Annotated in this window: 13 protein-coding genes; 8 read left to right on the top strand and 5 right to left on the bottom strand. The window is 77.7% G+C overall.

What is annotated here, in order from left to right; genetic code table 11:
- Window positions 1-22: 22 nt before the first annotated feature.
- Entirely contained in the window at window positions 23-970 is a 948-nt protein-coding gene (locus Sya03_RS20540; RefSeq protein WP_203939968.1) for a ribose-phosphate diphosphokinase, read from the bottom strand.
- A 147-nt stretch (window positions 971-1,117) separates the two neighbouring features.
- On the opposite strand from Sya03_RS20540, the gene def reads away from it, so the two are divergent.
- From def to Sya03_RS20525, 3 genes are all read left to right on the top strand, one after another.
- On the top strand, window positions 1,118-1,615 hold the full coding sequence (gene def / locus Sya03_RS20535; RefSeq protein ID WP_203939967.1) for a peptide deformylase: 498 nt from the start codon (window positions 1,118-1,120) through the stop codon (window positions 1,613-1,615).
- Between the two features lie 29 nt (window positions 1,616-1,644).
- On the top strand, window positions 1,645-2,586 hold the full coding sequence (gene bla / locus Sya03_RS20530) for a class A beta-lactamase (protein WP_203939966.1): 942 nt from the start codon (window positions 1,645-1,647) through the stop codon (window positions 2,584-2,586).
- Between the two features lie 62 nt (window positions 2,587-2,648).
- Window positions 2,649-3,200 carry a hypothetical protein gene (locus Sya03_RS20525; protein ID WP_203939965.1) on the top strand — a complete coding sequence of 184 codons (552 nt, stop codon included), beginning with the start codon at window positions 2,649-2,651 and terminating at the stop codon, window positions 3,198-3,200.
- A gap of 60 nt (window positions 3,201-3,260) precedes the next feature.
- Here Sya03_RS20525 and Sya03_RS20520 read toward each other — a convergent pair whose 3' ends face one another.
- From Sya03_RS20520 to Sya03_RS20510, 3 genes are read right to left on the bottom strand one after another with little or no spacing between them, the layout of a single operon-like run.
- Window positions 3,261-4,418, bottom strand: a complete 1,158-nt coding sequence (locus Sya03_RS20520) for an alanine racemase (protein ID WP_203939964.1) — start codon at window positions 4,416-4,418, stop codon at window positions 3,261-3,263.
- Entirely contained in the window at window positions 4,411-5,991 is a 1,581-nt protein-coding gene (locus Sya03_RS20515; protein ID WP_203939963.1) for an IucA/IucC family protein, read from the bottom strand. The genes Sya03_RS20520 and Sya03_RS20515 overlap by 8 nt, the downstream gene beginning before the upstream one ends.
- Window positions 5,988-7,508, bottom strand: coding sequence for an IucA/IucC family protein (locus tag Sya03_RS20510; RefSeq protein WP_239107713.1), 1,521 nt, complete (start codon window positions 7,506-7,508; stop codon window positions 5,988-5,990). The genes Sya03_RS20515 and Sya03_RS20510 overlap by 4 nt, the downstream gene beginning before the upstream one ends.
- 105 nt (window positions 7,509-7,613) lie before the next feature.
- Between Sya03_RS20510 and Sya03_RS20505 the strand changes: the two genes are divergently transcribed.
- From Sya03_RS20505 to pip, 4 genes are read left to right on the top strand one after another with little or no spacing between them, the layout of a single operon-like run.
- Window positions 7,614-8,144 (top strand): TetR family transcriptional regulator, encoded by a 531-nt coding sequence (locus tag Sya03_RS20505; protein WP_203939962.1) that lies wholly within the window; start codon window positions 7,614-7,616, stop codon window positions 8,142-8,144.
- Window positions 8,141-8,806 carry a GAP family protein gene (locus Sya03_RS20500; protein ID WP_203939961.1) on the top strand — a complete coding sequence of 222 codons (666 nt, stop codon included), beginning with the start codon at window positions 8,141-8,143 and terminating at the stop codon, window positions 8,804-8,806. Before Sya03_RS20505 ends, Sya03_RS20500 begins: the two co-directional genes overlap by 4 nt.
- A gap of 22 nt (window positions 8,807-8,828) precedes the next feature.
- Window positions 8,829-9,299, top strand: a complete 471-nt coding sequence (locus tag Sya03_RS20495; protein WP_203939960.1) for a YdeI/OmpD-associated family protein — start codon at window positions 8,829-8,831, stop codon at window positions 9,297-9,299.
- An 11-nt stretch (window positions 9,300-9,310) separates the two neighbouring features.
- Entirely contained in the window at window positions 9,311-10,276 is a 966-nt protein-coding gene (gene pip / locus Sya03_RS20490) for a prolyl aminopeptidase (RefSeq protein WP_203939959.1), read from the top strand.
- Window positions 10,277-10,357: 81 nt separating this feature from the next.
- Here the strand turns inward: pip and Sya03_RS20485 are convergent, their stop codons facing one another.
- Entirely contained in the window at window positions 10,358-11,059 is a 702-nt protein-coding gene (locus Sya03_RS20485) for a hypothetical protein (protein WP_203939958.1), read from the bottom strand.
- 257 nt (window positions 11,060-11,316) lie between these two features.
- On the opposite strand from Sya03_RS20485, the gene Sya03_RS20480 reads away from it, so the two are divergent.
- Window positions 11,317-12,957 (top strand): ABC-F family ATP-binding cassette domain-containing protein, encoded by a 1,641-nt coding sequence (locus Sya03_RS20480; RefSeq protein ID WP_239107712.1) that lies wholly within the window; start codon window positions 11,317-11,319, stop codon window positions 12,955-12,957.

Genomic DNA, 12,957 nt, shown 5'->3' with positions numbered 1-12,957 from the left:
CGGCCCGCGCAACCCCGGCGCCTCAGTGGTCGTGGAACAGCCGGCTGACGCTCTCGCCGTTGTGGATGCGCCGGATCGTCTCGGCCAGCGCCGGCGCGATCGACAGCACCGTCAGCTTCGGCACGAACTTGTCCGCGCCGATCGGCACCGTGTTGGTGGTGACGACCTCCAGCACATCCGGCTGCTCCTGCAGCCGCCGGGTGGCGTCGCCGGCGAACAACCCGTGCGTGCACGCCACCCGGATGCTCGCCACGCCGCGCTCGCGCAGCCGGTCGATCAGCTCGAACACGGTGCTGCCCTTGGCGATCTCGTCGTCGAGCACGATGGCGTCGCGCCCGGCGACGTCGCCGATGACCGAGTTGATGACCACCTTGTCGTCGCTGAACCGCTGCTTCGCCCCGGCCGCCACCTCCACCCCGAGCAGCCGGGCCAGCGCCGCCGCCTCCTTGGCGTTGCCCAGGTCCGGCGACACCACGACCGCGTTCGACAGGTCCGCCACCGCCCGGAAGTGGCCCGCGAGCACCTGCAACGCGTTCAGGTGGTCGACCGGCACGCTGAAGAACCCGTGCACCTGCGGCGAGTGCAGCGTCACCGCCAGCACCCGGTCCGCGCCCGACGTGGCGAGCAGGTCCGCCACCAGCCGCGCCCCGATCGAGATGCGCGGCGCGTCCTTCTTGTCCGAGCGGGCGTACGCGAAGTGCGGCATCACCACGGTGGTGCGGGCGGCGGACGCCCCGCGAGCCGCGTCCAGCATGAGCAGCAGCTCGACGAGGTTCTCCTGCACGGGCGGCACCAGCGGCTGCACCAGGTAGACGTCGCGCTCCCGGCAGTTCGCCTGCAGCTGCACCTCCAGGCAGTCGTTGGCGAACCGCTGCACCCGCACCGGGTGCAGCGGGACGGACAGGTGCTCGCAGATGTCGGCGGCCAGCTGCGGGTGGGCGCTGCCGGCGAAGATGGCGATGTCGCGCACGGCGTCCTCTTCCAGGGCGTCGTCGGTGGGTCGTCGCGGCCACCGTAGCGGGTGCCGGGCGCCGGGTGAACCCCCCACTGCCGGCGGCCGTCCGGTAAGGAGCGGCGGGGCGCTCCGGCCGTCACCCGGTGGGGTATTTTCGCTCGCATGACGATGCGAGCGATCCGGCTGTTCGGCGACGCGGTGCTGCGCACCCCGACCGAGCCGGTCACCGTGTTCGACGCGGAGCTGCGGGCGCTGGTCACGGACCTGATGGACACCCTCACCGGCGCGCCCGGCCGGGCCGGGGTGGCCGCCCCGCAGATCGGCGTGTCCGCCCGGGTGTTCGTGTACGACGCCGACGGCGCGCGCGGCCACGTCGTCAACCCGGTGCTGTCCGGCCACGACGGCGAGCAGGACGACGAGGAGGGCTGCCTGTCGCTGCCCGGCCTGGCGTTCCCGACGCCGCGCGCGATGCGGGTCACCGTGACCGGCGCCGACCAGCACGGCGAGCCGCTGCGCATCGACGCGGAGGGGTTCCTGGCCCGGGCGATGCAGCACGAGACGGACCACCTCGACGGCCGGCTGTACGTGGACACGCTGCGCGGCGACGCCCGCAAGCAGGCGCTGCGGGAGATCCGCAAGGTGCGCCCGGCCCGCGGCTGACCGTTGCCGGCCGGCCGTATCGTGCCGGTATGACCGGTACCGTCACCCGGCGCGGCCTGCTGCTCAGCGCCCTGCTCCTCCCGGCCTGCACGCCCGCCGCCCCACCGTCGGCGGCGGCCCCGCCGGCCGCCCCGGGCGCCCCGGCCGCGTCCTCCGCCCCGCCGCCCCCGGCCCCCGTCGCGCTCGACCTGTCGGCGCTGGAAGGCCCCTACGCGGGGCGGATCGGGGCGTGGGCGCTCGACACCGGCACCGGCCGCACCGCCGGGCACCGGGCGGACGAGCGGTTCCCGCTGCTGTCGACGTTCAAGGCGCTGGCCGCCGGCGCGGTCCTGCACCGGGCCCGCACCGCCGAACCGGGCCTGCTCGACCGGCGGCTGCGCTGGACCGAGGCCGACCTGGTCACCCACTCGCCGGTCACCGGCGCGCACGTCGCCGACGGCCTGACCGTGGCCGAGCTGTGCGCGGCCACCGTCGGCGTCAGCGACAACACCGCCGGCAACCTGGTGCTGCGCCTGCTCGGCGGCCCGGCCGGCCTGACCCGCTACCTGCGCACCATCGGCGACCGGACCTCCCGCCTCGACCGCTGGGAGACCGACCTGAACGCGTGGACGACCGCCGAGCGCCGCGACACCACCACCCCGGCCGCCGCGGGCCGCTCCCTGGCCGCCCTGACCACCGGCGACGCCCTGCACCCCGACGACCGCGGCCGGCTGCTCGGCTGGCTGCGCGCCGCCTCGACGGGCGCGGCCCGCATCCGCGCCGGCCTGCCCGCGACGTGGACGGTGGGCGACAAGACCGGCACCGCGCCGGGGTTCGCGGCCGCGAACGACATCGCCGTCGCCCACCCGCCGGCGGGCGCCCCGCTGGTGCTGGCCGTCTACACGCACCGCCGGGCCCCGGACGCCACCCCCGACGAGGCGGTCATCGCCCGCACGGCCACGCTGCTGGCGCAGGCCCTCGGCCGGGCCTGACCGGCCCGCCCCGCGGCCTGATCGCGCCCGGTGGGTGGACGGCCCCGCCTACCGTGCCAGGCATGGACAGCTTCCCGAACGGCGCCCCGTGGCGCGCCTACCTGCGGGTCCTCGGTGACACCGCCGTCGACGCCGCCTCGGCGGGCGCCTGGATCGCCGCGGGCGGGCTGAGCCCGGCGCGCCGCCGGCTGGCCCGGGCGGGCTTGGTCGCGGCGACGGCGGCGACGGCGATCCCGGCGTTCCGCTCCGCGGCGGCCCGCGCCGAGGCGGCCGGCGAGCCACCCACCCCCGCGCCCGGCCCGCTGCTGGACGCCACCGGCGTGGTGGGGGACCGGATCGTGCTGCCCGACGCGGTGACCGTCCCGCAGCGGCCGACGCCGCGCCAGGTCGCGAAGGTGGCGGCCGTCGTGGCGGTGGCCGGTGCCGTGTCGGTGGGGGCGGCGCTCGGCGGCAAGCAGGTCGAGAAGCGGTGGCTGGCCCGGCTGGTGCGCCAGGGCCACCCGCACCCGCACCGCGCCCTGGGGATCCGGATGGCGGCCGTGTGGGCGGCCGCGGTGCTGCCCGCCCGCCTGCTCACGGCCACCAAGGCCCCGCAACATCCTAGGACGCCCTAGCGGGTGTGCGCCGGTCCACAGCGCACGACCGCAACGCACCGGCCGGGGACGGGACCCGGTTCAGACGACGAGGAACTCCGGCTCCGGGTGGCGCAGGAACCGGTGGTGGGAGATGTCGTAGCCGTACGCGCCGGTGCGGGCGAACACCAGCACGTCGCCCGCGCGCAGCCGGTCGACGCGGGCGGCGCGGCACAGCACGTCGCGCGGGGTGCACAGCTCGCCGACGGCGTCCACCTCCACGCCGGTCACCTCGGGGCGCGGGTACGGGTGCGGCCAGTCGTCGACGGGCACCACGGTGAACGGGTGGTCGTACCCCCAGGCGGCGGGCAGCCGGAAGTGGTGGGTGCCGCCGCGCAGCACGGCGAACCAGCGGCCGTGGGTCCGCTTGAGGTCCAGCACCTCGGCGGCGTACCAGCCGGCGTCGGCGGCGAGCAGCCGGCCGGGTTCGAGCACCACGTCGACACCGGGCGGGACGGCGACGCGGGCCAGGCCGGCGCGCAGCTCGCCCAGGTCGATCGTGGCGGTGCTGCGGTGGTCCACGCCGAGGCCGCCGCCGGCGTTGACGTAGCGCAGGCGCACGCCGTGCGCGGCGGCGGTGGCGACCGACCAGGCGACGGCGCCGGCCACGAACGCGGCGTGCGCGGCGCCGGACAGGTTGTTGCTGACCGCGTGCAGGTGGAAGCCGCTGACGTCGACGCCGAGCCCGCGGGCCTCGGCGAGCACGGCGGGCAGCTGGGCCTCGTCGACGCCGAACGGGGTGGGCGTACCGGTCATGGTGTGGCTGCCGGACGGCCCGGCGGCGGCGCGGTTGACCCGGACCCCGGCGGTGACGCCCCGGCCGGCGGCGGCCCAGGCGAGGCGGCGCAGCTCGTGCGCGCTCTCCACGTTGACCAGGGCCCCGGCGTCGACGGCGGCGCGCAGCTCGGCGTCGGTCTTGGCGGGCCCGCCGAAGACGATCCGGCGGGCGCCGGCGGCGCGGGCGAGGGCGAGTTCGCCGCCGGAGGCGACCTCCAGTCCGTCGCACTCCCGGGCGAGGGTGCGCACGACATCGGGGTGGCCGTTGGCCTTGACGGCGTACAGCAGGGTCCACCCGGCGGGCAGCGCGGCCCGGACGGCGGCGGCGCGCTCGCGCAGGGCGGCGCGGGAGTAGACGTAGGCGCAGACGGGCCGGGCGGCGCCGGCGAGGGCCGCGGTGACGGCGGCGGGCAGCTCAGCCATGCAGCGGGTTGGCGACGGGCACGTACCGGTCGCCGACGCCGGTGACGCGCATGGTGACCAGGGCCTTGTGGGCGACGGTGGGGGCGGTGAGCGCGGCGTGGTCGGCGGCGGCGCCGGGCAGGGCGGCGCGGGTGTCGTCGCAGGTCTCGTCGACGACGGCGCGCACGGCCCGCCAGGCGGCGTGCTCGTCGAGGCCGCAGCTCTCGGCCAGGCGCACGACGAGCTCGCCGAGGTGGGCCTGCAGGGCGGTGTAGCCGAGCTTGGCGATGAGCACGTCGTGGCGGTCGGTGCCGACGACGGAGCCGGGCCACAGCCGGATGGGGTGGCCGGCGGCGGCCAGCCGGGGCAGGTGCAGGCGCAGGCCGGCGAAGTCGCGCAGGGCGAGCCGGCGGGGGGCGCCGCCGGTGAAGGTGGGCACGCAGTTCTGCAGGTGCGCCTCGAACGCGACGCCGCGGGCGGCGAGGCGCAGCAGGGGCGGCAGCAGCATCCGGGCGTACGCGTCGAGCCAGGCGAGCGGGCCGCGGCCGTACGCGTCGACGAGCCCGGCGACGAGGGGCCGGCCGGTGGCGGGGTCGGTGGCGGGCAGAGCGCCGCCGGGCACGGCGGTCTCGCCGGCGGGGACGCGGCCGGTGAGCCCGACGCGCAGCAGGGCGGAGACGTCGCGTCCGGTGCCGGCGTCGACGGCGGCGCCGCCGGTCTCGTCGAGCAGCAGGACGCCGGGTTCGGCGGCGAGCAGCTCGTGCAGCAGGGCGGTGACGGCGGGCCCGTTGCGGGTGCTGGCGACGGAGATGCCGCGGCGGGTGGAGGTGACCTGGATGTCGAGGGACACCTTGAGGTAGTGCCGGCCGGCTCCGGTGGCGGGCAGCAGCAGGGTGCGCAGGGCGGCGGTGGGGGCGGCGGTGAGGTGGCCGTCGAGGGGCCGCAGGGTGCCGTCGGCGAACAGGGCGGCGTGCCGGCGGGGCAGCACGTGGTCGCGTTGCCAGGCGTGGACGGGCTGGGCGCGGTAGCCGGGCGGGGCGGCGGGCACCGGGTGGCCGGCGGCGGCGAGCTGGGCGCCGAGGTCGTCGCCGGTGGCGGCGGCGGCGCGCACGGCGACGAACCCGATGCGGGTGTGCCCGGCCTCGACGTCGTGGGCGAGGACGTCGGCGAGGTCCCAGCCGAGCCGGGTGCGCCCGCAGGGGTGCAGGTTGTGGCCGGTGAGGGCGAGGCGTTCGGCGCGCAGGGCGGTGTCGTCGGGGTCGTCGCCGGTGGTGGGGGCGGGTCCGCGGGCGAGGGCGACGGCGAGGTTGACGACGGCGTCGTCGAGTTCGGGGCGCAGGGCGGCGAACGCGGCGGGCAGCAGGGTGGCGGGGTCGCCGGTGCCGGGGTCGGTGACCTCGACGCGGCCGAAGGCGTGCCGGGTGCCGCGGGCCTGGGCGACGCCTTCGCGGGCGAGCGCCCCGGCGAGGCGGGCGCCGACGATGCGGGCGGCCTCGGGCAGGGCGTCGGTGTAGGCGTCGACGAGGTCGGGCCGCAGCCGGGCGAGGCCGGCGCGGGCGTGGGCGGCGGGGCCGTGGGCGGCGGTGACGGTCATGCGGCGGGCGCCCACTGCGGGGTGAGGGGGTCGGCGGCGAGCCGCATGGCGGTGGTGGCCTTGACGACCGGGGGCAGGCCGAGGCGGTCGGTCTCGGCGTGCAGCGGGGCCGGGTCGGTGTGCCGGGCGAGGGCGGCGAGGTGTTCACCGAGGGCGTTGCCGCCGAGGGCGGCGGCGAGGGTGGTGCGCAGCTCGCCGGGGTCGTCGCTGGTGAGGTCGCCGTCCAGCGGGGGCGGGTCCTCGCCGTGGGCGCGCAGCCGGGCGGGGCTGACGCGCACACCGCCGAGGTCCCGGTACAGCAGCCGGACGGGCCGGGCGCCGCGCAGCACGACGAGGACGTTCTGGCCGTGGCCCTCGCAGGCGACGCCGCGGTCGAGCAGGGTGCCGAAGGCGCCGAGCAGGCCGGTGAGGGCCCGTACCCAGGCGCGCGGGTCGGCGCCGGCGACGTCGCGCAGCAGCGGCGGGGCGGCGGCGAACACGGCGAGCGGCACGGCGATCTCGCCGGGGCCGAGGGCGGGGGCGGCGCGGCGGACGAACCCGAACCGCCGGTCGGGCACGCCGGCGCCGCCGGTCTCGGCGAGCACGGTGACGGGCAGGTCGCGGGTGAGGCGCCCGAGCAGGGCGGACAGGCGGGGCCCGTTGGCGACGGCGGCGGGGGAGACGGTCCGGACGGCGGAGGTCATCTGCACGTCGACGGCGGTCTTGAGGTGAGGTCCGCCGTCGAGGGGCGCGAGGGTGCGCAGGCTCATGAGGGCCCGCGCCGGGCCGAGGGTGGTGACGGTCTCCACCCAGGGGTACGCCTGCCGCAGGCGGCCGGCCTGCCACGGGTGGGCCGGGAACTCGGGTGGTCCGGGGCCCCGCCAGTGCGCGCCGGGCACGCGCAGCAGCTCGGGGGTGACGACGGCGCCGTGCTCGGGGGCGTGGGCGAGGACGTCGGCGGTGGTGAGCCCGAGGCGGGTGCGGCAGCAGGGGTGCAGGGGGTGGCCGTCGACGACGGCCTGTTCGGCGCGGGCGAGCGCGGCGACGGGGCCGAGGGCGTGCAGCTCGGCGAGGGTGGGCGGGGCGGCGGCGCCGGCCCGGGCGAGGGCGAGGTTGGCGACGCTGTTGGCGAGTTCGGCGGCGAAGGCGGCGCCGAGCCCGAGCGTGCGGGCCAGCGCGGCCGGGTCGTCCTGCTGCCGCCGGTCCGTCTCGACGGCGGTGACGGGTGCGGCGTGCGGCCGGGCGGCCGCCGCGGGTCCGGCCACGGTGTGCCCGCCGAGCTCGACGGTGAGCCGCCCGTCGCGGGTGCGCCGCCCGGTCAGGCCGGGCACGGGTTCGCGCCCCAGCGCCCCCCACAGCCGGGTCAGGACGGCGGCGCGGGCGCCGGGCAGGGCGGCGTCGTAGCGGCCGAGCAGGTCGGGGCGGTGCCGGGCGAGGTGCGCGCGGGTCGCGGCGGCGTCGGGTGCGGCGGCGGGGTGCGGCGCGGCGGCGCCGGGCGGCGGCTGGGGGGTCAGCGCCGCGGCGCCCGTCGTCGGCACGCGCCCATTGTTCGCGGCGGCCGGGCGGCGCCCGCGCGGGGGGCCGTGCAGTGTCGGGCGCGCCACCCGCTGGTCACTGTACCGTCCAGACGGTACAGTGACGTCATGGCGACCGCACGCGAGCGCATCCTGGATGCCGCCGAGGACCTGATCACCGCAGGCCACGTGCCGCCGGCGCTGGACGCGGTCGCGGCGGCGGCCGGCGTCAGCAAGGGCGGCCTGCTCTACCACTTCGACAAGCAGGCGCTGCTGCGGGCGCTGGTGACCCGCGCCGTGCACCGGTTCGACGAGCGGCTGGCCGCGGCCGCGGAACGCGGCGTCATGGCGGCGGCCTGGCTGCGGCTGTCGGTCCCCGAGCCGGGCGAGCGCACGGTGTACCGGGCGATGCTGTCGATGATGCGGCTGACCGCCACCGGCGAGCTCGACCTGCCGCCGGAGGTGGGCGACGCCGAGCGGCGCTGGGAGCGGATGCTCGCCGCCGAGCTGGGCGACCCGGTCCAGGCCCGCCTGGTCCAGCTGGTCGGCGACGGGCTGTTCCTGGCCGCGCTGACCGGCCGGCCCCCGGCGGCGGCCGAGGTCGACGGGCTGCTGCACCGCCTGGGCGTGCGCACCGCCGCCGGGGACGGCGACGCGTGAGCGCCGCGCTGCTGGCCACGGTCGCCGGCCTGGCCCTGCTCGACGCTCTGAACCCCGCCACGATCGCCGGGGTGGCGCTGCTGCTGCTCGCCCCGATGGCCCACCCGGTGCGGGCGGCGGCCGGGTTCGTCACGGGCGCCTACCTGACGGTGCTCGCCCTCGGCGCCGTGGTCTACGCCGGCGCCGACACCGCTGCCGAGGCCGCCGGCAACGGCCTGGTCTGGGTGCGCCGGATCGCGTTCACGATCGCGGCGGTGGCGCTGGCCGTGGCCGGGCTGCGCCGGCTGCGCGACCGGATCCGCCCGGCGGTCACCGTCCCGCGCTGGGTCACCCCGCTCACCGCCGGCCTGCTCGGGCTGGTCATGACCGGGGCGGACCTGCCCAACGCCTTCCCGTACGTCATCGCCATCGAACGCATCGTCGGCGCCGACATCGGCACCGGCCGCTCCCTGGCCGTGATCGCCGGGTACGCGCTGGTCTACTGCCTGCCGTGCCTGCTGCTGCTCGTCGCCGGCGCCGCCCGCGGTGACCGGGTCCGCCGGCGGCTGGGCCGGCTGTACGAGCGGCTCGGCGCCGAGAAGAAGCAGCCGCGCAGCGTCCCCCTCGCCGCCGGCTACCTCGCCGCGGCCGGCGCCGTCCTCACCGTCGCCGTCCTGGCCTGACCCACGGAAAGCCGGTGATCGCATGGCCGACGGGTGGATCGCGATCGACGCCCCGCTCGAGCTGCTCGCGTGGGGCCGCAACACCTACACCGTCCTGTACCTCGACGACCCGCTCCGGGACGCCGTCGCCGCGGCGGGCACCCGGCGCGTCGAGGGCCGCCTCGACGCCGTGGCGGTCAACCTCGGGGTCAACCGGGCCGACGTCGTGCCGCGCCCGTTCCTGTACGTCGGCGCCGCGCTGCAGCGCCGGCTCGGCGCCCGGGCCGGCGACGTCGTGGCGGCCCGGCTGCGCCCGGCGGACCCCGCCCACGTGCCGGTGCCCGCCGACGTGCGCGCCGCCCTCGACGCCGCCGACCGGTCCGGCGCCTTCGCCCGCCGCCGCCCGGCCGAGCGCCGGCGGCTGCTGCACCCGGTGGAGGACGCCGCCACCGACGCGACGCGGCGGCGCCGCATCGAGGCGCTGGTGCGCGCGCTGGCCCCCGACGGGCCGTAGGGTGCTGCGTCGTGACGGAGCTGTTCGACGAGACCGAGCCGTACGACAGCGGCATGCTGGCCGTGGGTGACGGCCACGCGGTGTACTACGAGCAGGTCGGCAACCCGCGCGGCGTGCCGGCGCTGGTGCTGCACGGCGGCCCCGGCTCGGGGGCGGCGCCGGGGTGGCGGCGCTGGTTCGACCCGGCGGTGTACCGGGCGGTGCTGTTCGACCAGCGCGGCTGCGGCCGGTCCACCCCGTCGGCGGCCGAGCCGGACGCGGACCTGTCGGTCAACACGCTGCCGCACCTGCTGGCCGACATCGAGCGGCTGCGCGCGCACCTGGGCGTCGAGCGGTGGCTGCTGTTCGGCGGCTCGTGGGGCGCCACGCTGGGGCTGGCGTACGCGCAGCAGCACGCGGCGGCGGTGTCGGCGGTGGTGCTGTTCAGCGTGACCACGACGACCGCCGGCGAGGTGCACTGGATCACCCGGGAGATGGGCCGGGTGTTCCCGGAGGCGTGGGAGCAGTTCCGCGACGCGGTGCCGCCCGCCGAGCGCGACGGCAGCCTGGTGGACGCGTACGCCCGCCTGCTGGCCGACGCGGACCCGGCGGTGCGCGACGCGGCGGCGCGGGCGTGGTGCGCGTGGGAGGACACCCACGTGTCGATCCTGGGCCCGGTGGAGCCGGACGAGCGGTACGCGGACCCGGACTTCCGGCTGGCGTTCGCCCGGCTGGTGACGCACTACTGGCGGCACGCGGCGTGGCGGGCCCCGGGGGAGCTGCGCGACGGCGCGGCCCGGCTGGCGGGCGTGCCGGGGGTGCTGGTGACGGGCCGCGCGGACGTCAGCAGCCCGCCGGTGATCGCCTGGGAGGTGGCCCGCGCCTGGGGTCCGGCGGTGCGGCTGCACATCGTGGACGGCGCGGCGCACGGCAGCGGCGGCATGGGCGACATCCTGCGGTCGGCCCTGTCCCGGTTCGGCACCGAACTATCATCCTAGGACGGCTTAGCGGGTGTGCGTGGGCCCACAGGACGCAACCGCAGGTCACCGACGGTGGAAGGGACGGGGTTCGGTTCCGGGTCAGGCGGGGTCGTCGAACCGGACGGTGCCGGGCGGCAGGGACTTGACCGCGAGCACGACCGCGCCGGCCAGCAGCGCCACGAAGGCGGCGACGGTGAGCAGGCTGAACTCGTCGCCGCGCAGGCCCGCCCACCAGACGCCCAGGCCGGTGGCGGCGCAGGCGGCGGCGGACCACCGGTAGACCGGCGGCGAGTACCGCCGCCATACCGGGCGTTCGGTCACGACCCGGACGGCGGGGTTGCGGGCGAGCCATTCCCGGGCGGCGGGCGCGGCGACGGCGGGCAGGTGGACGCCGAGCCGGCCGACGCGTTCGGGTTGCTGGGTGACGGTGAGCCGCTCGCTGCGCCGGCTCATCCACAGCGACACCCCCGCGGCGGCGAGGACGAGCAGGAGGCGCAGCAGGTGGTGTCCGTCGGTGGTGACCATCAGGACGGACGCGGCGAGCGGCGGCGCCGTGCTGAGCGGGAACCACAGCAGCCGCACCCGCCGGTCGTGGCGCAGGCGGCGGCGCACGACGGCGGCGGTGGCGGCGTCGTAGGGCAGCCGCAGGGTGGCTTCGCGGCTGTAGATGTAGGGCCCGGCGCAGGGGGTGTCGACCCATTCGGGGTCGGCGGTGCCGTCGGTGACGGCGAGGGCGGGCACGGTCAGGCCGGGCAGCGCGCCGGCGGGGATGAGCAGGTCGACGGCGCCTTCGGCCCTCACCGGGGGTGCCGTTTCGTGGTCATGGGACCAGTACAGCACCGGGCCGATCTTGGCTTGGTCGGCTGAAGGTCCGGGCGGGCCCGGTAATCGGGTTGCGGGGCCGGCCGGGGCGGGGGCAGGGTGGGATCCGTCGTCCACCGCAGGGAGTGATCGCGCAGCATGTGATGCCGCAGGCAACGCCGCGAGCGGACCGGTGTGCACCGGGGCCGCCGGCGTCGTGTCGTGGTCCGGTGTCTGTCCTGCCTGCGGAGGTTCCCGTGTTGAAAGCCGTCTCCCTGTCCGTCACCCACGACGGTGACCCGCTGGTCGAGGGCCTGGATCTGCTGCTGGGCCGCGGTGACCGGATCGGCCTGGTCGGCCCGAACGGGGCGGGCAAGACGAGCCTGTTGCGGGTGCTGGCGGGGCTGGCCGCGCCGGCGGCGGGGCACGTTGCGCGGGGCCCGGGCACCCGGGTGGGGTACGTGGCGCAGCAGGTGCCGGACCCGTCGAGCACGGTGGGGGCGTTCCTGGCCGGCGGGCTGGGTGAGGTGGGCGTGGTGACGGCCCGGATGCGGCAGCTGGAACGCGAGCTGGCCGATGGTGGCGGCGCCGGGGTGCTGGCCGACTACGGGCGGGTGCAGGACCGGTGGGCGCAGCTGGAGGGCTGGACGGCGCAGGCCCGGCTGGACGAGGTGCGCGACCGCCTGGACGTGGCGCACCTGGATCCGGCGGCGCCGCTGCACCGGGTGTCGGGCGGGGAGCAGGCGCGGCTGATGCTGGCGCGGGTGTTGCTGGACCGGCCGGACGTGTTGCTGCTGGACGAGCCGACGAATCACCTGGACGCGGACGGGGCGGCGTGGCTGGGGCGGTGGCTGGCGGGGTTCGGCGGGGCGGTGCTGACGGTGAGCCACGACCGGGCGTTCCTGGACGCGGCGGTGACCCGGGTGGTGGAGCTGGACGGGATCGTGCCGCGGGTGCACGACTACCCGGGCGGCGGCTGGACCCATTACCGGGCGGAGAAGGCGCGGCGCACGCAGCGGTTGCTGCTGGACTACGAGGCGCAGCAGAAGGCTCTGGCGCGGTGGCGGTCCGACATCGAGCGGACGAAGGGTCAGGCGCTGCACGTGGAGACGACGGTGCGTTCGGGGGTGGAGGCGCCGCACCTGCGGCGGATCGCGAAGAAGGTGGCGAAGAAGGCGAAGGTGCGGGAGCGGCGGCTGGAGCGGCAGATCCGGTCGTTGCGGTGGATCGCGGAGCCGCGGTCGCGGCCGGCGTTGACGCTGGCGTTCCCGGCGGACGCCGCCGCGGCGGAGGGCACCCTACTGGCGGGTGACGGGCTGACGGTGCGCCGGGGCGGGCGGGTGCTGCTGGACGGCGCGGACGTGCGGGTCGAGGCGGGTGACCGGATCCTGGTGACGGGCCGCAACGGGGCGGGCAAGTCGACGTTGCTGCACGTGCTGGCGGGCCGGTTGGCGCCGGACGCGGGGGTGCTGCGGGTGGGTGCGCCGGTGGAGTTGCTGCCGCAGACGTCGGACGGGTTGCGCACGGGCGTGCCGGTGCTGGAGTTCTTCCGGTCGCGGGTGGCGGTGTTCGCGGAGGACGCGGAGCGGTTGCTGGACGCGCACCTGTTCGGCCCGGAGTTCTGGGGTGCGCCGGTGCGGACGTTGTCGGCGGGTGAGTTGCGCCGGTTGCTGCTGGCGGTGCTGGTGAACCTGCCGGCGTCGGTGCTGCTGCTGGACGAGCCGACGAACCACCTGGACACCGACGCGCTGGACGTGGTGGAGGAGGCGTTGCGGGCGTTCCCGGGGACGCTGGTGACGGTGACCCACGACGCGTATTTCGCGGCGGCGGTGGGGCACACGCGGCGGTGGCGGGTGGAGAACGGGGTCGTGCGGGAGGCGGCCGGTGCGGTGAAATGA

The organism is Spirilliplanes yamanashiensis (assembly GCF_016863475.1).
In the GTDB taxonomy this organism is placed as follows: Bacteria; Actinomycetota; Actinomycetes; order Mycobacteriales; family Micromonosporaceae; genus Spirilliplanes; species Spirilliplanes yamanashiensis.
This window is presented reverse-complemented; position numbering and strand designations above follow the sequence as displayed.